17 protein-coding genes are annotated in these 20,177 nt (G+C 64.9%); 7 read left to right on the top strand and 10 right to left on the bottom strand.

Annotation, left to right across the window (positions count from 1 at the left end; genetic code table 11):
* Nucleotides 1–8 precede the first annotated feature (8 nt).
* The 8 genes from DYI37_RS16280 to metX form a co-directional block, all read right to left on the bottom strand.
* The gene (locus DYI37_RS16280) at nt 9–881 is read right to left on the bottom strand and encodes an ABC transporter permease (RefSeq protein ID WP_116684325.1); all 873 of its coding nucleotides are present in this window, start codon (nt 879–881) and stop codon (nt 9–11) included.
* The gene (locus DYI37_RS16275; protein WP_245413967.1) at nt 878–1,675 is read right to left on the bottom strand and encodes an ABC transporter ATP-binding protein; all 798 of its coding nucleotides are present in this window, start codon (nt 1,673–1,675) and stop codon (nt 878–880) included. The genes DYI37_RS16280 and DYI37_RS16275 overlap by 4 nt, the downstream gene beginning before the upstream one ends.
* A 76-nt stretch (nt 1,676–1,751) precedes the next feature.
* Entirely contained in the window at nt 1,752–2,492 is a 741-nt protein-coding gene (locus DYI37_RS16270) for a hypothetical protein (protein ID WP_116684324.1), read from the bottom strand.
* 60 nt (nt 2,493–2,552) lie between these two features.
* Nucleotides 2,553–3,530, bottom strand: coding sequence for a PQQ-dependent catabolism-associated beta-propeller protein (locus DYI37_RS16265; RefSeq protein WP_425365059.1), 978 nt, complete (start codon nt 3,528–3,530; stop codon nt 2,553–2,555).
* Nucleotides 3,531–3,934: 404 nt separating this feature from the next.
* Entirely contained in the window at nt 3,935–4,576 is a 642-nt protein-coding gene (locus tag DYI37_RS16260) for a response regulator transcription factor (protein ID WP_116684322.1), read from the bottom strand.
* Nucleotides 4,573–5,934, bottom strand: a complete 1,362-nt coding sequence (locus tag DYI37_RS16255) for a HAMP domain-containing sensor histidine kinase (protein ID WP_116684321.1) — start codon at nt 5,932–5,934, stop codon at nt 4,573–4,575. Before DYI37_RS16255 ends, DYI37_RS16260 begins: the two co-directional genes overlap by 4 nt.
* A gap of 109 nt (nt 5,935–6,043) precedes the next feature.
* Entirely contained in the window at nt 6,044–6,697 is a 654-nt protein-coding gene (metW, locus tag DYI37_RS16250) for a methionine biosynthesis protein MetW (RefSeq protein WP_116684320.1), read from the bottom strand.
* The gene (metX, locus tag DYI37_RS16245) at nt 6,694–7,881 is read right to left on the bottom strand and encodes a homoserine O-acetyltransferase MetX (RefSeq protein WP_116684319.1); all 1,188 of its coding nucleotides are present in this window, start codon (nt 7,879–7,881) and stop codon (nt 6,694–6,696) included. Before metX ends, metW begins: the two co-directional genes overlap by 4 nt.
* Nucleotides 7,882–8,058: 177 nt before the next feature.
* Here metX and DYI37_RS16240 point away from each other — a divergent pair, with 177 nt between their 5' ends.
* The 5 genes from DYI37_RS16240 to ilvN all read left to right on the top strand — a co-directional run bounded on the left by DYI37_RS16240 (nt 8,059) and on the right by ilvN (nt 14,812).
* On the top strand, nt 8,059–8,532 hold the full coding sequence (locus tag DYI37_RS16240; protein WP_116684318.1) for a GNAT family N-acetyltransferase: 474 nt from the start codon (nt 8,059–8,061) through the stop codon (nt 8,530–8,532).
* 142 nt (nt 8,533–8,674) lie between these two features.
* Nucleotides 8,675–9,454, top strand: a complete 780-nt coding sequence (locus DYI37_RS16235) for a GGDEF domain-containing protein (protein ID WP_116684317.1) — start codon at nt 8,675–8,677, stop codon at nt 9,452–9,454.
* 172 nt (nt 9,455–9,626) lie between these two features.
* A complete protein-coding gene (locus tag DYI37_RS16230) occupies nt 9,627–12,473 on the top strand; it encodes a [protein-PII] uridylyltransferase (protein ID WP_116684417.1) in 2,847 nt (948 codons plus the stop codon).
* Nucleotides 12,470–14,077, top strand: a complete 1,608-nt coding sequence (murJ, locus tag DYI37_RS16225; protein ID WP_116684316.1) for a murein biosynthesis integral membrane protein MurJ — start codon at nt 12,470–12,472, stop codon at nt 14,075–14,077. Before DYI37_RS16230 ends, murJ begins: the two co-directional genes overlap by 4 nt.
* Nucleotides 14,078–14,239: 162 nt before the next feature.
* Nucleotides 14,240–14,812 carry an acetolactate synthase small subunit gene (gene ilvN / locus DYI37_RS16220; RefSeq protein ID WP_116684315.1) on the top strand — a complete coding sequence of 191 codons (573 nt, stop codon included), beginning with the start codon at nt 14,240–14,242 and terminating at the stop codon, nt 14,810–14,812.
* Between the two features lie 88 nt (nt 14,813–14,900).
* On the opposite strand, the gene DYI37_RS16215 is transcribed toward ilvN, so the two are convergent.
* Nucleotides 14,901–15,941: a cysteine synthase A gene (locus tag DYI37_RS16215; RefSeq protein WP_116684314.1), complete on the bottom strand. Its 1,041-nt coding sequence runs from the start codon at nt 15,939–15,941 to the stop codon at nt 14,901–14,903.
* 332 nt (nt 15,942–16,273) lie between these two features.
* On the opposite strand from DYI37_RS16215, the gene dksA reads away from it, so the two are divergent.
* Nucleotides 16,274–16,690, top strand: coding sequence for an RNA polymerase-binding protein DksA (gene dksA, locus DYI37_RS16210; RefSeq protein WP_116684416.1), 417 nt, complete (start codon nt 16,274–16,276; stop codon nt 16,688–16,690).
* Nucleotides 16,691–16,859: 169 nt separating this feature from the next.
* Here dksA and DYI37_RS16205 read toward each other — a convergent pair whose 3' ends face one another.
* A complete protein-coding gene (locus DYI37_RS16205) occupies nt 16,860–17,246 on the bottom strand; it encodes a flagellar biosynthetic protein FliO (RefSeq protein WP_116684313.1) in 387 nt (128 codons plus the stop codon).
* Nucleotides 17,247–17,493: 247 nt separating this feature from the next.
* On the opposite strand from DYI37_RS16205, the gene cckA reads away from it, so the two are divergent.
* Nucleotides 17,494–20,010 (top strand): cell cycle histidine kinase CckA, encoded by a 2,517-nt coding sequence (gene cckA, locus DYI37_RS16200; protein WP_342634948.1) that lies wholly within the window; start codon nt 17,494–17,496, stop codon nt 20,008–20,010.
* Nucleotides 20,011–20,177 lie beyond the last annotated feature (167 nt).

The following is a 20,177-nucleotide window of genomic DNA, read 5'->3' as shown; positions in this document are numbered from 1 at the left end:
TTCTCACGTCAGTCCCGCTTCTTGCGCGCGATGGTGCCTCGCGCCGGATCATAGGCGAGGATCGCGGCGCCGAGAAAGGCGGCGGTGCATCCGACGACGATCACGAAGGCCTGAAGATTGAACTGCTGGTAGAGCGCGAAGCGAACGAGCTCAACGGCATGGGTGAACGGGTTGAACTGACAGATCATGTAGAGGGCCGGGCTCGACTCCTGCACGCGCCAGAGCGGGTAGAGCGCGCTCGAGGCGAAATACATGGGGAAGATCACGAAGTTCATGATCCCCGCGAAGTTCTCGAGCTGCTGGACGAGCGAGGAAAGCAGCATGCCCAGCGAACCGAGCATCAAGCCCGTGAGCACGAGGGCGGGCAGCACGTAGACATAGCCCTGCCAGGCCGGACGTACCTCCCAGAACCAGGCGATCGCAAGAAACACGTAGACCTGCAGCACGCCGACCGCGACGCCGGCGGCGAGCTTGGAGACGAGAAGGAACCAGCGGGGCAGGGGTGAGACGAGCAACGTCTTCATCGTCCCCGTCTCGCGGTCGTAGACCATCGAGAGTGAGGACTGCATGCCGTTGAAGAGCAGGATCATGCCGATGAGGCCCGGCGTGATGTAGACCTCGTAGAGGATGTAGGTCTGGTAGGGCGGAACGATCGAGACACCGAGCACCTGCCGGAAGCCCGCCGCGAAGATGAACAGCCAGAGCAGCGGGCGCACGAGGGCCGACACGAAGCGCTCGCGCTGATGCAGGAAGCGCAAGGCCTCGCGCCAGATGATGCCGCGCGCGCAGATGGCATAGGCGGACGCGGAGAAGCGCCGGCTTTGCGCGTCGCCGGACGATTGGACGTCCGACCGGTTCGAACGGGCGACCGCTTCGCTCATCGCAGCGTTTCCATCTGTCTGGCCCCCTCCAGCCGGGCAAGGCCGGTCAGCCGCGTGAAGGCGTCGTGGATCGTCTCGGCGTTCTCGGCCTCCGTTACATCCTCGACCCTGCCTTCCGCGAGGACTGTTCCCCGGTGCAGGACGACCACCCGGTCGGAGGCGTCGATTTCGTCGATGAGATGGGTCGCCCAGAGAACCGAGACGTTCTCCTCCTCCACCAGACGGCGGACTTCGGAGACAATTTCGGCACGGGACTTGATGTCCAGCCCGGTCGTCGGCTCATCGAGAAGAATCAGCCGAGGCTTGTGCATGAAGGCCCGGACGATCTCGATCCGGCGCAACTGGCCGCCGGAGAGATTGCGCGCCTTCTCGCCGAGGCGTTCGGCGAGTTCGGACGTCTTCAGGATGTCCTCGATCCGGGCTTCGGCCGCTTTCCGCCCGATGCCGTGAAGGGCCGCGTGATAGATGAGGTTCTGGCGGATCGACAGGTCGAGATCGAGCGTCCGCGCCTGGAAGACCACGCCGAGCCGGCGAAGCGCTTCGGTCGACTGGCCCCTCAGCGGATAGCCCAAAATGCTGATTTCGCCGCTGCGGGTGTTGAACAGCCGCGTGATGAGCGAGAACAGGGTCGACTTGCCGGCGCCGTTCGGTCCGAGGAGTGCGGTGAAGGAGCCCTGGGGCACCGTGAAGGACACATTGTCCAACGCCTTGCGCGAGCCATAGGAATGGCTGACGCCGTCCACTCGAAGAGCGAACGGCGCGGACGACGTCGAATCCTGAGCCTGATCGGCCACTCCCCATGCCTCCCCATGCGGTCGGGAACGGCGAAGCTACGCCGTTCCCATCATCGAGTACAAGTGCGCTCGATGATCACGGAACGACGGTGATCGTTCCCTTCATGTCGTGCTCCTCGTCGTCGAGACCTTCCACATACCACTCGTAGCGGCCGGGACGGATGGTCTGGAACTGGACGGTGATCGGGCCCTGGGTGTCGAATTCGAGCCAGGCCGGCGAGCCGTCCATGTGGATCTCGCGATCCTCGATGACGATCTGGTTGTTCCACACGTTCCGGAAGAAGTCCGGGGCATGCCATTTGTACTCGACGCCGCCCTCGGAGACGATGTCCCACCGATAGGGCTGGCCGGCGCGCAGGACGAAGTCCTTGTCGCTCACCGCATAGGGCTCGCCGCCCTGGCCGATGACGAGCGGCGTGATGATCTGGGAGGAGAGCGAGACGGGGGGCAGACCGATCTGGTCGCCGTTGAGGGCGGCCGCCGGCATCATCTCCGAGCCGGGCGCCATGTTGAGCTCGCTCGCCGGCGGGATCATGTCGCCCGACGTGTTCTCGTCGTCGTCGTCATCATCATCGTCGTCATCGTCATCGCCCGCATCCGCGCTTCCCTCCTGGGAGCCGGTCGCGGCCTCCGACGATCCGGCATCGGAATTCGCGGCGGCGTTGCCCGATGCATCGTCATTATCGTCGTCGTCGGCATCGCTGCCGGCCGTCTGCCCGGAGGTCGATTCGCTCGAGCTCTGCGCATGGGCGAGCCCTGCGGGTCCGAGTGCGAGACTGGATGCCATGAGGGCGAGCCAGAGAGTTCTGTTCAGCATAATTCCTCCTGATCTGCTGACCTGATTTCGGGACTGGGGACTTGGATCGCCGATGAGCGATCAGTCGATGTCGGCGACCGCCACGCCCCAGGGTTCCTGCCCGACCTGGACGGACTTCACGACCTCGTCATTCGCCACGTCGATGACCGAGATGTCGTTCGAGATTCCATTCGTGGTGAAGAGGTAGTCGCCGTCCGGCGAGAAGGCGAGCTGCCAGACGCGCTGGCCGACGAGGAGGTAGTCGAGCACCTCGTAGCTTTCACCGTCGACCACGGCCACCCGGTTCGCGGGTCCGAGTGCGACATAGACCTTCTTGCCGTCCTCGGTGATGCGAACGCCCACGGGCTGGATCGCCTCGGAACGGATACCCTGGATCTCGAAGGTGATCTTGTCCTTGATGTCCTTCGAGGCCGCATCGATCACCGACACGGTTCCGCCGATCTCGGCCGAGACCCAGACCTCCGAACCATCCGCCTTGTACTGGGCGAAGCGGGGACGCGAATCGACGAGGACGTTGGCGGTGATCTGCTGGGATTCGCGATCGATGAAGTGGGCCATGTTCGTCGTCTCGGACGTATTCACGATCGTCTGCCCGTCCGGCGAGATGCCCATGCCCTCCGGCTCGACGCCGACCGGAACCTCGACGATGCGCGATCCGGTCTCCAGGTCGATGATCGTGACGAGATTGTCGTCCTCGTTCGCCGCATAAAGGCGCGTTCCGTCCGGCGAGATCACGAGGAGCTCGGGATCGGGACCCGAAGGCAGGGTGCCGAGGAACTTGTAGGTGGAGGTGTCGTAGATCTGGATCGTGTCGTCGTCGGACGCGCAGACATAGAGCTTGGTGCCGTCCGGATGGACCGCGATCCCGCGCGGGCGCTGCCCGACCTTGAAGGTCTCGATCACCTCGAAATTGTCCGAGGACAAGACGGTGATGTCGTTGCCCTTCTCGTTCGAGACGAAGATCTTGTAGGCGAAGGCGGGCGTGCCCGAAAGCAGGACGGCCCCTGCCAGCGCACTGGAAACCAAAAGGTTCTTCAAACTATCCTCCCATTCGTCGACCCGGATCTCCGGCCGATCAAAACCGCTCGCCCGGATCAGGCGATCCACAGCGTCTCGTTTCCCGCTCGGGGCTCCCATCGACCATTGCGGCCGATACCCGTGCGGTGGTGCCTCGCCTGTCTCATGCCGTCGCGGCCGTTCCGCGCAGTCCGACGCATCGCTCCGGTGTCCGGCCTGTTCGCGCGAGAGGAAGGCGGCTCCTTCGCCGCGTTCCGGTTCGAGCCCGTCGGATGGATCCGGCTTCTCGGACAGGTGGCGTGATTGGCCGCCGCCGCACTTTCGCACCTTGGGAGTGGCAAGTCACGGCGACGACCACGGGCATAGTGTGATGACGATCCTGCCCTCACAACGGGACTACTTCCCGTGTTCCTGCCGAATTCTCCTCAACTTTCCGTTTTCTGGCCGGCCAGCATGCGCCCGCCCCGGGTCTCGAGGGCAAAGCGGACGAGATCGGCGGTCCGGTCGAGGCCGAGCTTCTCCTTCAGCTTCGTCGCCGTGTTGGCGGCCGTCTTGTAGGCGATGCCGAGACCCGTCGCGATCTCGGAGAGACTGTTTCCTTCGCCGAGCATCTGGAGGATCTGCAATTCACGCCGCGTCAGTTGTTCGAGCCCGGCATTCTTCGGCTGCTCGTCCATCAGGGCGGCCGTTTCCGTGTCCGTATAGGCTTCCCCCGTCAGCGCCTTCTCGATCGCGATGAGAAGTTCGTCTGAAGCCGCGCTCTTGGCCACGTAGCCGAGCGCGCCCTCGCGGCGCGCCGAGGCGGCATAGGCGATGTCGGAATACATGGAGAAGACGACGATGCGTGCCTGCGGATCGTCCGCCTTGAGGCGGCGCAGCACTTCGAGACCGCTGCCGTTCTTCAGGTTGATGTCGAGAATCGTCACGTCCGGGCGCAGTCTGCGAAACTCGGTCAGCGCCTCGCCCGGTGTCTCGGCCTCGCCGATCTCGGTCACGTCGAACGTCTCCACCAGACGCTTGACCCCGTCGCGCACCACCGTGTGATCGTCGACGATGAGTATCTTCAAGACCGTGCTCCTCCCGCTTCCTCGCCCTCGTGGGCCGTGCCCGGGTGAAGCAGAGGTATTGAACCTTCGATGCGAACACCAGCCGGCAGAACCGTTTCCTTGACCGAAAGCCGGCCGCCGGCTGCCTCGATGCGCTCGGCCATGCCGATCAGGCCGAAACCGGTGCGCTTCTGGCTGTCGGCAAAACCGCCGCCGTCGTCGCTCACGCAGAAGGAGAGCGATTCGTCGTTCGTGGTGATTCGCACGGCGATGCGCCTCGGGAGCCCGTGCTTGAGCGCGTTGTGGACGGCCTCCCGGATCGCCCTGAAGACGGTCGTCTCGACTGGGGCGGGAAGGGTCGCGTCGTCGACCTCCAGTTTGAAGGCGATCTGAGCATAGCGTTCGGCCAGACCCTGGATGTGATCTTCGAGAGCCGCCTTCAGGCCGAGACCCGCCATCACGCCGGGCCTCAACTCGGTCAGGATGCGCCGGACCGCCTTGCGGGCCTCCATCGCATTGGCCTTGATCGCCTTCGCCCGGTCGGCCGCGCCGCTCGTCTCGTCCGCCGGCAGCTTGCGCATGATCGCGCCGGCCTCCACGTCGATGGCGAAGAGGAGCGGTCCCACATCGTCGTGCAGGTCGCGCGCGAGGGCCGCCCGCTCCTCGTCCTGGAGCCGTTGCAGCTGTTCGGACAGCCGGCGATTGGCGATCGAGGCTTCGCCGAGCCGGTCGGCCATGCGGTTCAGCCCGTGGGCGAGATCCTTCACCTCGGGCGGGCCCTCGGGGTCGACGCGGACCGCGATCTGGCCGTTTCCGATCTTCTCGTAGGCGTCCTTGATCGCGGTGATGGGCCTCAAGGCCGTGCCGACGACGATCCAGATCGCCAGAAAGGTGACGAGGATGAAGGCGGTGAGGACCAGAACCGCGAAGATCGCGTCGCTCCACGTCTCCGCGATCTCGTTGCGTGGATCGATCGAGACGACGACCGCCGTCACCGGGGCGGCGAGACCGGACAGGGGGATGATCCTCGTCGGCTGAGGCGGCGAGAGCAGCGTGACGAACCATTCGGAGACATCGGCATAGATGCGCGCGGGCTGCGACGCCGCGACGATCTGGCCTCGCGAATCGATCAGCATGATCCGGATGTCGCGATCGCCGTTATGCGAGCGCACGAAGCCCTGGAGCTTGCCGGCGACGTCGCGCGTCGCGGGCAGTTCGGCGATCAGTTGCGCGACCCGGTTGGCCGCGCTCGCCTGGGCGGCTTCCAGTTCGTCCGCAATGGAGGCGCGGGCCTGATAATAGGTCAGGAAGCCGCCGATCGTGACGATCACGATGAAGGCGACGGCGAGCGTCAGGGTCAGGCGGGTTTTCAGAGACACGGGAGCGATGTTTGGCCGTTTCGCGCTTTGCAGGCAAGGCGCTGGTGGGCCTGGGGCGGCCACCTTTTATCCCGGCCCGAGCGCCTGAACCGTCGCCGGCCACGATCGCTCAACGTTTGAGAACGAAGACGGCCTGCTGTCCGAAGAGGTTCCAGAAGGCCCAGGGCATGGACATGGCCATCTTCTGCCCGGTCGCGTTGATCGCCTGGGCGTCCTCCACCTGCGCACCCATTTCCCGCGCGAGCACGATGAAGTCCTTGATCGTGCAGAAATGGATGTTCGGCGTGTCGTACCATGTGTGCGGCAGGTTCTTGGTCTGCGGCATGCGGCCGAAGAACATCAGCGAACTGCGGATCGACAGGTGCCCGAAATTCGGGAAGGAGACGATCGCCCGGTGACCGATGCGCAGGAGTTCGGAGAGGACCGCCTTCGGATTGCGGGTCGCCTGGATGGTCTGCGACAGGATCACGTAATCGAAGGACTGGTCCGGATAGTGGACGAGGTCGCGGTCGGCATCGCCCTGGATGACCGACAGGCCCCTCGCGACGCAGTCGTTGACGCCGGCCTGCGAGATCTCCACCCCGCGCCCGTCGACGCCCCGGCGGCGCTCGAGGAGCTGCAGCAGCGAGCCGTCGCCGCAGCCGACGTCCAGCACCCGGCTTCCCGGTTTCACGAGATCGGCGATGATGTCGAGATCGACACGCGCGGCGTTGGGGGCCGCGACGGAGGCCGTGGTCGCAGTTGCGGTTTCGGCGATCGTCATTGCGCAAGTCCTCGTGCGCGCGCGGCCGAGGAGATGAAGCCGTCCACGGCGCGGTAGAAATCGGGCTCTTCCAGAAGGAAGGCGTCGTGCCCCTTGTCGGTCTCCACCTCGACGAACGAAACCGAGGCCGCCGCCGCGTTCAGGGCGTGAACGATCGTGCGGCTCTCGGCCGTCGGGAACAGCCAGTCCGACGAGAAGGAGACCACGCAGAAGCGCGTCTTCGAACCCTTGAACGCGTTGGCGAGAAGGCCGTCATGCTCGGCGGCGATGTCGAAATAGTCCATCGCGCGGGTGAGATAGAGATAGGAATTGGCGTCGAACCGGTCGACGAAGCTCGATCCCTGATGGCGCAGATAGCTCTCGATCTGGAAATCGGCCTCGAAGCCGAAACCGAACCGGTCGCGATCCTGCAGGTTGCGGCCGAACTTCCGGTGAAGCGCGATCTCCGAGAGATAGGTCACATGGGCGGTCATGCGCGCGACGGCCAGGCCTTTGACGGGCCGCTTGCCCTCGGAGAAATAGCGCCCGTTGCACCAATCGGGGTCCGCCATCACCGCCTGACGACCGACCTCATGGAAGGCGATGTTCTGGGCGGAATGGCGCGATCCCGTCGCGATCGGCACGGCCGCGAACACCTTGTCGGGATAGCTTACGGCCCATTGCAGCACCTGCATGCCGCCCATCGAGCCGCCGATGACCGCGAACAGCGTGTCGATGCCGAGGCGCTCGACGAGCATCTTCTGGGCGCGGACCATGTCGGGAATGGTGACGACGGGAAGGTCGAGACCGTAGGGCTCGCCGGTGCGCGGATCGATCGTCGCCGGCCCGGTCGACCCGAGGCAGCCGCCAATGACGTTCGAGCAGATCACGAAGAACTTGCTGGTATCGATGGGCTTTCCCTCGCCCACGAGCGACGACCACCAGCCGGGCTTGCCGGTCGTGGGCGAAGGCGAGGCGGCGTAGTGATCCATGGTCAGCGCATGGCAGAGCAGGACCGCATTGGTCTTGTCCGCATTGAGCGTGCCGTAGGTATTGTAGGCGATGCGGAAGGGGCCGAGATCCACCCCGGCATCCAGGCGCAAGGGCTGGTCGCCTCCGAATTCGGCGACGGGGCTCGATGGATTGTTCGCCTCCCGGCTTCCGACGGATCGGGCGAGGTGGGCGTTCGCGGCCGCTTCGTTCATGGGCGAGACATGTTCTTTCGATGCCTGTGTCGTCGGCTTTCTAGACGATTGCGGAGAAAGGGCAAACCGGAGGGCCCGCAAAGCGCCTCTCCGGCGCCTTGAAATGACCGGTCCGTCCGTGAGAGGCAGGCCGCGACGACGATCCACCTTCCGACTTCAATCGAGAGAGACCCCGTCATGGCCGAATTCACGCTGCGTGCAAATGCGCCCTTCGATCTGGAACCCCTTGCGCGCCTGCTTCACGCACCCGACGATCTCGCACGCGTCAACCCGAATGCGAAACACCCCTTCGACCCGCTGGAATGGCAGGAGAAGTGGCTGAACGAGCCGAGCGACCGCTCCTACTTCCTCATCGACGAGAGCGGCCGCGAGGTGGGCTTCTTCGCCCTGCGCGAAGGCATCGGCCCCGAGGTCCGCCACCTCGTCTACGTGTTCGTCGAGGAGGCAGCGCGCGGGGGAACCGGCAAGCTTCTCGCATCCCTTGCCGAGGAGAGGGCGCGCGAGCTCGGCGCGATCTCGATCACGCTCAAGGTCGAGCTCGACAACAAGCCGGCTCTGTCCGTCTACGAAGAGGCCGGATTCGAGGAGCTCGGCCGCTCCAATGGAATGGCGACGATGCGCAAGGATTGGGGTCCGAGCCTCGGCGTCTGACCGGAGAGGCCCTCGCCGGAGGTTCCGGTGTGGTTGAAATTGCAACCACAGATTAGATCTTGTCTACGACGAAACCCCAAATTAAGGGTCTTCGCGTACTTGAAGAGTCGATAACTCTGTTTCGGAGGCCGATCCAAGCTCCATGACGACTTTGCGCTCAGATTTGCCGGGTCTCCTCGTGGTGACGACCTCTCTTTTCGCTGCGGCAGGTATCGCGCTTCTACTCGTCTTGGGCATGCCGTTGCTGGCTGGGCTCGATCCGGTTCAGCAACGCGTAATGGAGGCGGTGGCGGGCGTCACCGCCCTCTCGACCTTCGCAACGACCGGCATCGGCCTGTTCTGGCTGTTTCCGCAGATGCGGCGCCAGTCGAAGGAGCGCGGCAAGCTGCAATCCCTCACCGGCGATCTGGAGCGCCGCTCGCAGGACCTCGAGACTGCGGCCCTCACCGATCCGCTGACCGGCCTGAACAACCGGCGTTTCTTCGACGAGGCCGTGCGATATTATCTCGACGAGTTCTGCAAGATCGGCCGCCCGCTCGGCTTCATGCTGCTCGATCTCGACCATTTCAAATCGATCAACGACACCCATGGTCACGATGTCGGGGACGAGGTGCTGCGCGCCATCGCGACCTGTCTTTCGGATTTCACGCGCCCGCACGACATCGTTGCACGCCTCGGCGGCGAGGAATTCGCGGTGATCGCACCCAATATGGGACGGGCCGAGGCCGAAGGCTTCGCCGATCGCATCCGGGAGGCGATCGGCAAGCTCGCGATCCGGTCGGGCAATGTCCACCTGCGCGTCACCGTCTCGATCGGCATCGCCATCTCGCAGCGCAGCGACGACGTCAACAGCTTCTACAAGCGCGCCGACGTCAATCTCTACAACGCCAAGCAAAGCGGTCGGAACCGGGTCTGCGCCTGACGGCCGGGCAGGCAGGCCTGTCTAAGCGAAGCGGTGAGGGGGCTTTCGCATTCGCGGGCCTTTTCGTTTATAGCGGCTTGGAAAACGGCATGTCCTGCCGAAATTCATCCAGACGATCAGGATCGGCATGACACAGACGGCGCAGTCGCAGCCCGGTGAGGCGAACCGGACGATGACGACCCTGCCATCCCGGCTCGTCGATACGGCGAAGGAGCCCTTCGTCTCTCTGACGGGCATCCTCGATGCGGCAGCGCTTCGCGCCCGGCTGGCCAAGCTGTGCGAGGACGATCCGGACGGCGATGGCCTGAAGGTTCGCCCCCGGATCCTCGCCGAACTGAAGACGGCCGTCCAGGAGGGCCGCGCGGCGATCCGGGCCATGCTCTTCGAGGACAACTTCGGCACGTTGTGTGCAAGGCGGCTCGCCGCCCTACAGGACGAACTGATCCGCATCCTCTACGATCTGGCCGTGACCCATGTGGGCGAACCGGGCGACGGGGCGGGGGACGAGAGGTTGTCCGTGCTCGCGGTCGGCGGCTACGGGCGCGGGACGCTAGCGCCGGGTTCCGACATCGACCTTCTCTTCCTGCTGCCGCAGAGGGAAACCGCGGTCGGGGAGCGTATCGCCGAATACATTCTGTACCTGCTCTGGGATCTGGGCTTCAAGGTCGGTCATGCCTCGCGCAGCGTGGACGAATGCATCGCCTTGTCCAAGGAGGACTTCACGATCCGCACCTCCATCCTCGAGCGGTGGCGGATCGCCGGGTCCGTCAGGCTCGCGGCGGATCTCGAGACGCGCTTCGACACCGAAGTCGTGCAGGGAACGAGCCGCGAGTTCATCGCCGCCAAGATGGCCGAGCGCGAGGCCCGCCACGCAAAGAGCGGCAATACGCGCTATCTCGTCGAGCCGAACGTGAAGGAAGGCAAGGGCGGGCTTCGCGACCTCAACACCCTGTTCTGGATCGCGAAATACCACTACCGGGTGGACACCTCGGAGGCCCTCGTGAAGGCGGGTGTCTTCTCCCGGCGCGAGCAGGCCCTGTTCGCAAAGGCCGAGGATTTCCTATGGGCGGTCCGCTGCCACATGCATTTCGAGACCGGAAAGGCGGAGGAGCGCTTGTCCTTCGACCTGCAGCCGACCATCGCCGACCGGCTGGGCTACAACCTGCATCCCGGCCTGCAGGCCGTCGAGCGGTTCATGAAGCACTACTTCCTCATCGCAAAGGATGTCGGCGACCTGACGCGCATCTTCTGCGCGGCGCTGGAAGAGGAGGAGGCCAAGGAGGCGCCGGGGCTGCGGGGCTTCGTCAGATCCTTGCGCCACCGGGCGAAATCGATCCCCGGAACCCTCGATTTCCATATCGACAACAACCGGATCAACGCCGTCTCGCGTGACGTCTTCAGAAAGGATCCGGTCAATATCCTGCGCATCTTCCGCCTCGCGGCGATGCACGATCTCGAATACCATCCGGACGCTCTGAAGCTGATCCGGCGCTCTCTCAGGCTCATCGGCGCGGATCTCCAGAAGGACCCGCATGCCAACGCCCTGTTCCTCGACGTCCTCACCGATCGGCGCAATCCGGAACTGCATCTGCGCCGCATGAACGAGGCGGGCGTCCTCGGTCGTTTCGTGCCCGAATTCGGCAAGATCGTCGCGATGATGCAGTTCAACATGTATCACCACTACACGGTGGACGAGCACCTGCTGCGCACGATCGCCGAGTTGTCGAGGCTGGAGCGCGGCGAACTCGCCGAAGAACTGCCGCTCTCCACCGAGATCGTCCGGACCCTTCGCGACAGGCGGCTCCTCTACGTCGCCCTGTTCCTGCACGACATCGCCAAGGGGCGGCCGGAAGACCATTCGCTCGCAGGGGCGAAGGTCGCACGGCACCTGTGTCCGCGTTTCGGCCTCGACGCGCGCGAGACCGAACTCGTCGCCTGGCTCGTCGAGGATCATCTCGTGATGTCGATGACGGCGCAGCAACGCGACCTCTCGGACCGCAAGACGATCATCGATTTCGCCGAGCGCGTGCGCACGCTGGAACGTCTGAAGCTTCTCGCCATCGTCACCGTCTGCGACATCCGGGCCGTCGGACCCGGGGTCTGGAACGGCTGGAAGGGGCAGCTGCTTCGCACCCTCTATCTTGAGACCGAACCGACATTGTCCGGCGGCTTCACGCTCACCTCGCGCGAGGAGCGGATCGCCATCGCCCGCCGCCGCCTGGACGCGCGTCTGGAGGATTGGGAGGAGGGCGAGCGCAAGGCCTATCTCGATCTTCACTACCCGAACTATTATCTCAACGTGCCGATCGACGAGCAGGTCGCCGATGCCGATTTCATCCGGCGCGTGGGCACCGGGGAGCCGCTCGCGACGGAGGTGACCACCGATCGCTTCCGGCAGGTGACCCGGATCAAGGTTCTCGCCCCCGATCATCCGCGCCTCGTTTCCCAGCTCGCCGGGGCCTGCGCGGGTTCTGACGCCAACATCGCCGATTCCCAGATCTTCACGCTGACCGATGGCCGGGCGCTCGACGTCATGACCATCTCGCAGTCCTTCGAGAACGAGGAGGACGAGCTCAGGCGCGCGGCGCGGATCTGCGAGAACATCCGCAAGCTCCTGCGCGGCGAGACCATGACCTCGCATCTCCTGGGAACGAAGCGGGCCGCCCGGCGCGCCGATCTCTTCAATGTCGAGCCGAAGATCACGGTGGACAATTCCCTCTCCAACCGCGTGACGGTGATCGAGGTCGAGGGTCTCGACCGCACCGGCCTTCTCGCCGACATCACCGGCGCGATCTCCGATCTCAGTCTCGACATCCGCTCCGCCCATATCTCGACTTATGGCGAGAAGATCATCGACGCCTTCTACGTGACCGATCTCATCGGTTCGAAGGTGACGTCCGAGGCGCGGATTGCCCGCATCGAACGGCGTCTCAAAAGCGTCCTCGAAAGTGCCGAAGGGGAGGTCTCCTCCTCGACGGTCATGGCGTCCGAAAGCGCCTTCGGTATCCAGGCCCCATGAGTCTCGTCTCCAAATTCGCCACCGTCGGTGGCGCGACCCTCGTCTCACGCGTCTTCGGTTTCGTCCGCGAGATGATGATGGCGTCCGCCCTCGGCGTCGGGCCGGTGGCCGACGCCTTCAATCTCGCCTTCCGGTTTCCCAACCTGTTCCGGCGGCTGTTCGCGGAAGGCGCGTTCAATGCCGCCTTCATCCCGCTCTTTTCGCGGGCGCTGGAGGAGAACGGCGAGGACAGCGCGCGCCGCTTCGCCTCGGAGGTCTATTCCACCCTGTTCGCGGTGCTCGCCGTCTTCACGGTCGTCGCCTGGATCTTCATGCCGTTCCTCGTCCAGACGATCATCGCGCCCGGGCTCGCCTATTGCGTCGACGAGGAAGCCGGGCGCGAGGCTTTGTCCTGCGCGGCCCGCTTCGACCTGACCGTGACCCTGTCGCGGATTATGTTCCCCTATCTCGCCTGCATGTCGCTGATGGCGATGGTGTCGGGCATCCTCAACGCGTTTCGCCGCTTCTTTGCGGCCGCGGCCGCTCCGACGGTCCTCAACTTCGTGCTGATCGGCGTCATCGCCTATGCGATCCAGACGGGATACGACAAGTCGGCGACGGCCTTCCTGATGAGCTGGGGCGTGCTCGTCGCAGGCATTCTCCAGCTTCTCATCGTCGTCGTCGCGATGCGCATGGCAGGCTTCTCCGTCAGGCTCGGCATGCCGCGCTGGACGCAGAACCTGAAGCGTCTGCTGATCCTCGCCGGTCCCGCCGCCCTCATCGGCGGCATCACGCAGATCAATCTCTTCGTCGGCCAGGCGATCGCCTCCTTCAAGCCGGGCGCGGTCTCGATCCTGCAATATGCCGATCGTCCCTATCAGCTGCCGCTCGGCATGGTCGGTGTCGCGATCGGTGTCGTGCTCCTGCCCGAACTCTCGCGCGCGCTGAAGGCCGGCCGGCTGAAGGAGGCTCAGCACACCCAGAACCGCAGCCTGGAATTTGCGCTGTTCCTTACCGTGCCGGCGGCCGTCGCCCTCTTCATCATTCCTGAGCCGATCATCCGCGTGATCTACGAGCGCGGCGAGTTCGACGCCTCCTCGACGCCGCTCGTCGCCTCCGTTCTCGGCCTCTACGCCCTCGGGCTGCCGGCCTTCGTCATCATGAAGGTGTTCCAGCCGGGCTATTTCGCGCGCGAGAACACGCGCAGCCCGATGATCGCGACCCTCATCTCGGCGATCGCCAACATCCTCCTGTCGCTCGCCTTGTTTCCGCTGATGGCCGAACAGGGCATCGCCGTCGCGACGACGATCGCCGGCTGGCTGAATGCCGGTCTTCTGTTCTGGGGGCTCTACCGCAAGGATCTCTGGGAGATCGACCGCCAGCTGATGAAGCGTGCGGCGCTCGTCGTCCTGTGCTCGGCGCTGATGGGCCTCTCGCTGGTCGCGATGATGTGGGAGCTCGGCGACTGGCTGAACCCTGCTGACCCGATCACGGCACAGATCGCGGCCATCGGCATTCTGGTGGTGGTCGCGATGGGCGTCTATTTCGCCCTCGCGCTCGCGACCGGAGCGGCCGATCGACGCCTCGTCCTCGCCGTCCTGCAGCGGCGCCGCGCCAAGCGTTGATCGGCGCCGCGGGCTCCGCGTGAGAACCGGCCACCCGCCGGCCGCGTGGAGCCTGCGCGACGCCCGGCGGATCCCGATCGGCGATCTCCACCGGACTTTCCTTTTGCGCGCGCGCCGTTATGGTGCGCCCACTTCGTCTTCCGGTTTGCACAGAGTTTCGCGATGACACAGCCCGTCCAGCCGCCCGCCTCGGCCTATTTCATAACGCCCGAAGCGGAGGATACGCAGACGCGCACCCTCTCGGTCATCGTCGACAACGAGCCCGGCGTCCTCGCCCGGGTGATCGGCCTGTTCTCCGGCCGCGGCTACAACATCGAGAGCCTCACCGTTTCGGAGACGGAGCACGAGCGCCACGTCTCGCGCATCACCATCGTCACGCGCGGCTTTCCGCATGTGATCGAGCAGCTGAAGAGCCAGCTCGACCGCATCGTCCCTGTCCATCGCGTGATCGATCTGACGCGCGACGGCTCCGTCAGTGAGGCCGGTCAGCCGATCCAGCGCGAGCTTGCGATCATCAAGGTGGCGGGGAAGGGCGACAGGCGCGTCGAGGCCCTGCGTCTCGCGGACATCTTCAGGGCCCGCGTCGTCGACTCCTCGATCGAGCATTTCGTGTTCGAGATCGTCGGCCGTCCCTCGAAGATCGATCGCTTCGTCGCGATCATGGAGCCGCTCGGCCTCGTCGAGATCTGCCGCACGGGCGTCGCCGCGCTGTCTCGTGGGCCCGCCGCCGACTGACGGCGTTCCGGCGAGGCGGCGAGCCGTCTCTTCCCGAAACTCGACGGGTCCTTCTGCAGGACCCGTCCTGATAGGCGATCGGTCCGCCTCAGTCGGCCGGCAGGAAGGGCACGTCGAAGGAGGGCGTCTTGCCGATCCATTCGGGGATCGGAAGGTTCTTCTCGCGCAGGAAGTCCGGATTGAACATCTTGGATTGATAGCGATTGCCGTAGTCGCACAGGATCGTCACGATCGTATGGCCGGGTCCGAGATCGCGGGCGAGGCGCTTGGCGCCGGCGATGTTGATGCCGGACGATCCGCCGAGGCAGAGACCCTCTTCAGTGACGAGATCGAAGACGATCCGCATCGCTTCCTCGTCGGTGATCTGATAGGCGAAATCCGGCTCGAACCCTTCGAGATTGGCCGTCACCCGGCCCTGTCCGATCCCCTCGGTGATCGAGGATCCCTCCGACTTCATCTCCCCGTGCTTGTAGTAGTTGTAGAGCGCCGCACCCATCGGGTCAGCGATGCCGATCTTGATGCGGCCGGAATGACGGCGCAGGCCGAGTGCGGTTCCCGCAAGGGTGCCGCCGGTGCCGACGGCGCAGATGAAGCCGTCGATCTCGCCGCCCGTGTCGTGCCAGATCTCCTCGGCGGTCGTCACCACGTGGCCGTCGCGATTGGCCACGTTGTCGAACTGGTTCGCCCAGATGGCGCCGGCCGGATGGCTCTTGGCCAGCTGTTCGGCGAGGCGTCCGGAGAGCTTCACGTAGTTGTTCGGGTTCTTGTAGGGAACGGCCGGCACCTCGACGAGTTCGGCGCCCATCAGCCGCAGCGCGTCCTTCTTTTCCTCGCTCTGGGTCTCCGGGATGACGATCACCGTGCGATAGCCGAGAGCGTCGGCGACGAGCGACAGCCCGATGCCGGTATTGCCGGCGGTTCCCTCCACGATGATCCCGCCCGGCTCGAGCAGGCCCTTTTCCTCGGCATCGCGAATGATGAAGAGCCCGGCCCGGTCCTTCACCGACTGGCCGGGATTGAGGAACTCCGCCTTGCCGTAGATCTCGCAGCCCGTTTCTTCGGACGCACGGTTCAGGCGGATGAGCGGCGTGTTGCCGATCGCATCGAGAACGGAATTGTAGCGGGGCATGGTTCTGTCGTCACTCGTTAGACTGTCGGAAGGACGTCGTGAAGGGTGGATCTAGTGTGGGTGTTTCTAAGGGCGAGTTCCGGTCAAGGGAAGTGTCCTAGAAGGAGGGCGGCGAGGGGCGCCGACTGGCTTTCGGGACGGGCGCATTCTGGACCGTCGGGCCGCCCGGAATTTGGGATTCGTGCCTAAAGATGCATCGGTATTTGTCGCGTGACGGAGCCCGCGATGTGCTATCAGCGGCGATATCTTTTGAACCCAGGCTGCGGCAGCGACGCGCTTGTTTCGGTGTTTTCGGAACGTTATAAGCCGGACGCTCGGCGATGGAGGACCGTATGAGTGAAACGCTTGATCTTTCGACCGCACTCTCGGAGGAAGGGTCGTTCATGAACGATCGGCAGAAAGAGTATTTCAGGCGCAAGCTTCAGCTCTGGAAGGCCGATATCCTTCGCGAGTCGAAGGAGACGCTCGAAGCGCTGGCGAACGGCAATCCGAATCAGGCCGATGCGGCCGATCGGGCCTCTTCGGAGACCGATCGCTCGATCGAGTTGCGGGCCCGCGACCGCCAGCGCAAGCTGGTGGGCAAGATCGATGCCGCGCTTCAGCGGATCGACGAGGGCACCTACGGCTATTGCGAGGAGACCGGGGAGCCGATCGCGCTCAAGCGGCTCGACGCCCGCCCGATCGCGACGCTCTCCCTGGAAGCCCAGGAGCGCCACGAACGGCGCGAAAAGATCTACCGCGACGAATAGTCTGCGGCCCGGCCCGGCAAACATGCCGGCCGGTATTCGACATGACGGTCGAGCGGCTTCGGGAGGTGCCGCTCTTCCCTTTCCTAGAGGTCGAGGACGATTTCGGCCTTCTGCCCAAGGACGGCAATTCATGATCGTCCGGCCGCGATCGGCCGAGACGGGTAATCGATCAGGCCGTGCGCGCGGTGCCCATGCCCGTGGCCCCCTGAAGCGCCGGCGCGGGTGAGCCGGCGGTCTCGTCCGCCCCGCTACGCTCCGGTCCGGAGAGGCCGGAAGCGACCACCAGATCGGTATGTCCCCCCAGCATCAGAAGATGTTCCTTGTCGTCGTGTCGCACGAGGACGAGCCGTCGGCGTTCGCCGATGCCGATCGTCTCGACGACTGCGAGGCGCGGCCGCTGCACCCGCGCGACCGAAAGCAGCGATCCGCCTGCCTGGGTGCGCCGCGCGAGCAGGAGAACGACGACGGCGAGCGCGCAGACCGAGGCCGCGACGAAGACGACCCAGAGAAGCGGGGCGAAGGTCTCGCCAGCGAGTTCGGCGAACCAGTTCGGCATGAGCGAGCCTCGATTGCACGGACGGGAGAAGGGACGCCGGCGGGCCTTGAGCCTGTCGGCCAAAGCTTCGGGCAAGGTCCGGATCGCGTCCTCCAGGGACGATTGCGGAAAACTACACTATCTTGGCCGGCATAAAAGCCACATCCCGCCATCGAGACAGCCCCGGCACCACCGGCAGGCTCGCAACTCGATCCGCGATGATTCAAGATAGCCCGTGCGGCGCGGAGCATGCGAGGACATGAATACGATGGCAGATACGTTCGACAAGCCTCTCGTCGATCGTACGGAGCGAGCGGGCAATGTGCGGCGTCTTCTGCTCCTCGGCGGCTGCCTCATCCTGGCGGCGGCGAGCCTTGCGCTGTTCGGCAACCTGCACGGGCGCCTCGCTCTGCTCGCGGTCTTCGCCGTCGTCGCGGTGATCGGCGTCATCTGCCTTTTCGGATTCGCCCTGGGTCTCCTCGCCATCGGAGGCCGGGCGGATGAAGGCGCTGCCGCGCGCAGCTTCCTCGATGGTGCCAATCAGGGCACCGTCTTCGTCGATGCGAAAGGCGCGGTGCACTATGCCAACCAGGCCTATGGCCGGCTGATCGGAAACGCGAGCGGCTCCTCGGTCCAGACGCCGGTGCAGATGCTGGCGCGCCATCCGGCCGTCGCCGAGGACGTCTACTGGCTCGCGAAGGCGGCGCGGGAGGGAACCGGCGGGCGCCGCGAATTCCGGCTCGATACCCCGCTTTCGGGCGAGGACGGCCATGCGCGCTGGTACCGCGTTTCGGTTCGGCCGATTTCCTCGCCGAGCGGCAAGCTGGAAGCCTGGCAGATCGCGGACATCACGGCCGACCGCCGCCAGGAGGAAGCCTCCTTCCGCTCGCTGCAGGATGCGATCGACTATCTGGACAAGGCGCCGGTCGGCTTCTTCGCCACCGATTCCGATTTCGATCTGACCTATCTCAACGCGACGCTCGCCAACTGGCTGGATACCGATCTCGGCGATTTTGAGCCCGGGCGAACGGCGCTCGACGATTTCCTGCCCAAATCCGTGCGCGCCGGCGTGATGGGCCGCATCGGATCGATCGGCGAAGGCGAGTCCCGGACGATCGAGGTCGATCTGACGACCAGAAGGGGCCGTGTTCTGCCGGTGCGCATGATCGTGCAGAAGGCGCGCGAGCGCGATGGAAGCCAGGGCCTGCGAACCATCGTCCTCAACGACAATCCGGGCGAGCGCACCCATTCGGAGGCTGCGGGTGCGCGTCTCAACCGGTTCTTCAACGCAGCGCCCATGGGGATCGCCACGCTGAACGAAGGGTTCGAGACCAAGCAGTCGAACCCGTCTTTCGCGCGCATCTTCGGCGATCGGGCATCCCAGCATGCGGTCGCCTTCCTGGATCTCCTGAACGACGAGAGCGCCGAGCGCATGCGCGAGCGGCTTCGTGCGGCGTCAGCCGGCGCTGCCGAGATCGCGCCCGTCGACGTGACCGTCAAAGGCGAACGGCCGCGCTCGGCCCGCGTCTATCTCAACGTGTTCCCCGACCGCGAGAGCGCCGAGGACGAAGCGATCATCCTCTTCGCCGTCGACACCACCGAACAGCGCGCCCTGGAAGACCAGTTCGCCAAGGCGCAGAAGATGCAGGCGGTCGGCAATCTCGCCGGCGGCATCGCGCACGACTTCAACAACGTCCTCACCGTCATCACGGCGTCGGTGGACTTCCTCCTGATGAACCAGAAGCCCGGCGATCCGTCCTTCCAGGACCTGCTCCTCATCAAGCAGAGCGCCAATCGCGCCGCCTCGCTGGTGCGCCAGCTTCTCGCCTATTCGCGCCGCCAGACCATGCGGCCGAAAATGCTGAGCCTCACCGACGTCGTCGCCGATCTCGACCTCCTCCTGAAGCGGATCGCGGGCGACCGGACCCGCCTCGAGCGCCGCCACGCCCGCGACCTGTGGCCGGTGATGGCCGATATCGGCCAGTTCGAGCAGGTGATCACCAATCTCGTCGGCAATGCCCGTGATGCGATGCCCGATGGCGGAACCATCACCATTGCCACCCGGAACGTGGAGGACCACGAGGTCGCCGCTTTCGGCTACGGCGAACTGGGCACCGCGGAATACGTCCTCGTCGAAGTGTCCGATACCGGCACCGGCATGCCGCCCGAAATCGCAGAGCGGATCTTCGAGCCGTTCTTCACCACCAAGGAGATCGGCAAGGGGACAGGCCTCGGCCTCTCCATGGTCTACGGCATCATCAAGCAGTCCAACGGCTTCATCTTCGTGGACTCGACCGAGGGCAAGGGAACGGTGTTCCGCATCTTCCTGCCGCGTTTCGTTCCCGAGCCCCAGCTCGGCGTCGCGCCGAAGGTCGGCGCCGTCGAAGCCGTCGAGAAGATGGACCTTTCGGGCAGCGCCACCATCCTTCTCGTCGAGGACGAGGACTATGTGCGGGCAGGAAGCGTGCGCGCGCTGAAGATGAAGGGCTACGACGTTCACGAGGCCGATTCAGGGCTCGACGCGCTCGACGTTCTGGAAGAGCTCGACGGCAAGATCGACCTCGTCGTCTCCGACGTGGTCATGCCCGAAATGGACGGGCCCACCCTGCTTCGCGAGATGCGCAAGAAGCGTCCCGAGATGAAGTTCATCTTCGTGTCGGGCTATGCCGAGGAAGCCTTCGCCAAGAACCTTCCGGAGGGCGAGAAGTTCGGCTTCCTCTCCAAGCCCTTCACCCAGAAGGAACTGGCGATGACGGTCAAGCAGATGCTCGAAAGCGAGGACTGAGGGACCGGGGCCGATATGTGACGAGGCGACCGGGACGCAGGTTTTACGCGGGGACCGGCCGCTGCCGGACACATCGCCGCGCCCTCTTCGGTTGGAGCGACGCGAGAGCGCTATTCGAGCGATCCGCATGAGCGGCACCTGTCGCATGGGATGTTCGAAGCTCGCGG

Source organism: Fulvimarina endophytica (genome assembly GCF_003403015.1).
Classification (GTDB): domain Bacteria; phylum Pseudomonadota; class Alphaproteobacteria; order Rhizobiales; family Rhizobiaceae; genus Fulvimarina; species Fulvimarina endophytica.
The sequence above is the reverse complement of the archived record's forward strand: the minus strand, read 5'-3'. Positions and strand labels throughout refer to the sequence as shown.

Excerpts from the sequence above, each read along its gene's own strand:
- DYI37_RS16280 (WP_116684325.1), bottom strand. The coding sequence starts at position 881 with ATGAGCGAAGCGGTCGCCCGTTCGAACCGGTCGGACGTCCAATCGTCC.
- DYI37_RS16270 (WP_116684324.1), bottom strand. The coding sequence starts at position 2,492 with ATGCTGAACAGAACTCTCTGGCTCGCCCTCATGGCATCCAGTCTCGCA.
- metW (WP_116684320.1), bottom strand. The coding sequence starts at position 6,697 with ATGACGATCGCCGAAACCGCAACTGCGACCACGGCCTCCGTCGCGGCC.
- metX (WP_116684319.1), bottom strand. The coding sequence starts at position 7,881 with ATGAACGAAGCGGCCGCGAACGCCCACCTCGCCCGATCCGTCGGAAGC.
- DYI37_RS16240 (WP_116684318.1), top strand. The coding sequence starts at position 8,059 with ATGGCCGAATTCACGCTGCGTGCAAATGCGCCCTTCGATCTGGAACCC.
- DYI37_RS16235 (WP_116684317.1), top strand. The coding sequence starts at position 8,675 with ATGACGACTTTGCGCTCAGATTTGCCGGGTCTCCTCGTGGTGACGACC.
- DYI37_RS16230 (WP_116684417.1), top strand. The coding sequence starts at position 9,627 with ATGACGACCCTGCCATCCCGGCTCGTCGATACGGCGAAGGAGCCCTTC.
- murJ (WP_116684316.1), top strand. The coding sequence starts at position 12,470 with ATGAGTCTCGTCTCCAAATTCGCCACCGTCGGTGGCGCGACCCTCGTC.
- ilvN (WP_116684315.1), top strand. The coding sequence starts at position 14,240 with ATGACACAGCCCGTCCAGCCGCCCGCCTCGGCCTATTTCATAACGCCC.
- DYI37_RS16215 (WP_116684314.1), bottom strand. The coding sequence starts at position 15,941 with ATGCCCCGCTACAATTCCGTTCTCGATGCGATCGGCAACACGCCGCTC.
- dksA (WP_116684416.1), top strand. The coding sequence starts at position 16,274 with ATGAGTGAAACGCTTGATCTTTCGACCGCACTCTCGGAGGAAGGGTCG.
- DYI37_RS16205 (WP_116684313.1), bottom strand. The coding sequence starts at position 17,246 with ATGCCGAACTGGTTCGCCGAACTCGCTGGCGAGACCTTCGCCCCGCTT.
- cckA (WP_342634948.1), top strand. The coding sequence starts at position 17,494 with ATGGCAGATACGTTCGACAAGCCTCTCGTCGATCGTACGGAGCGAGCG.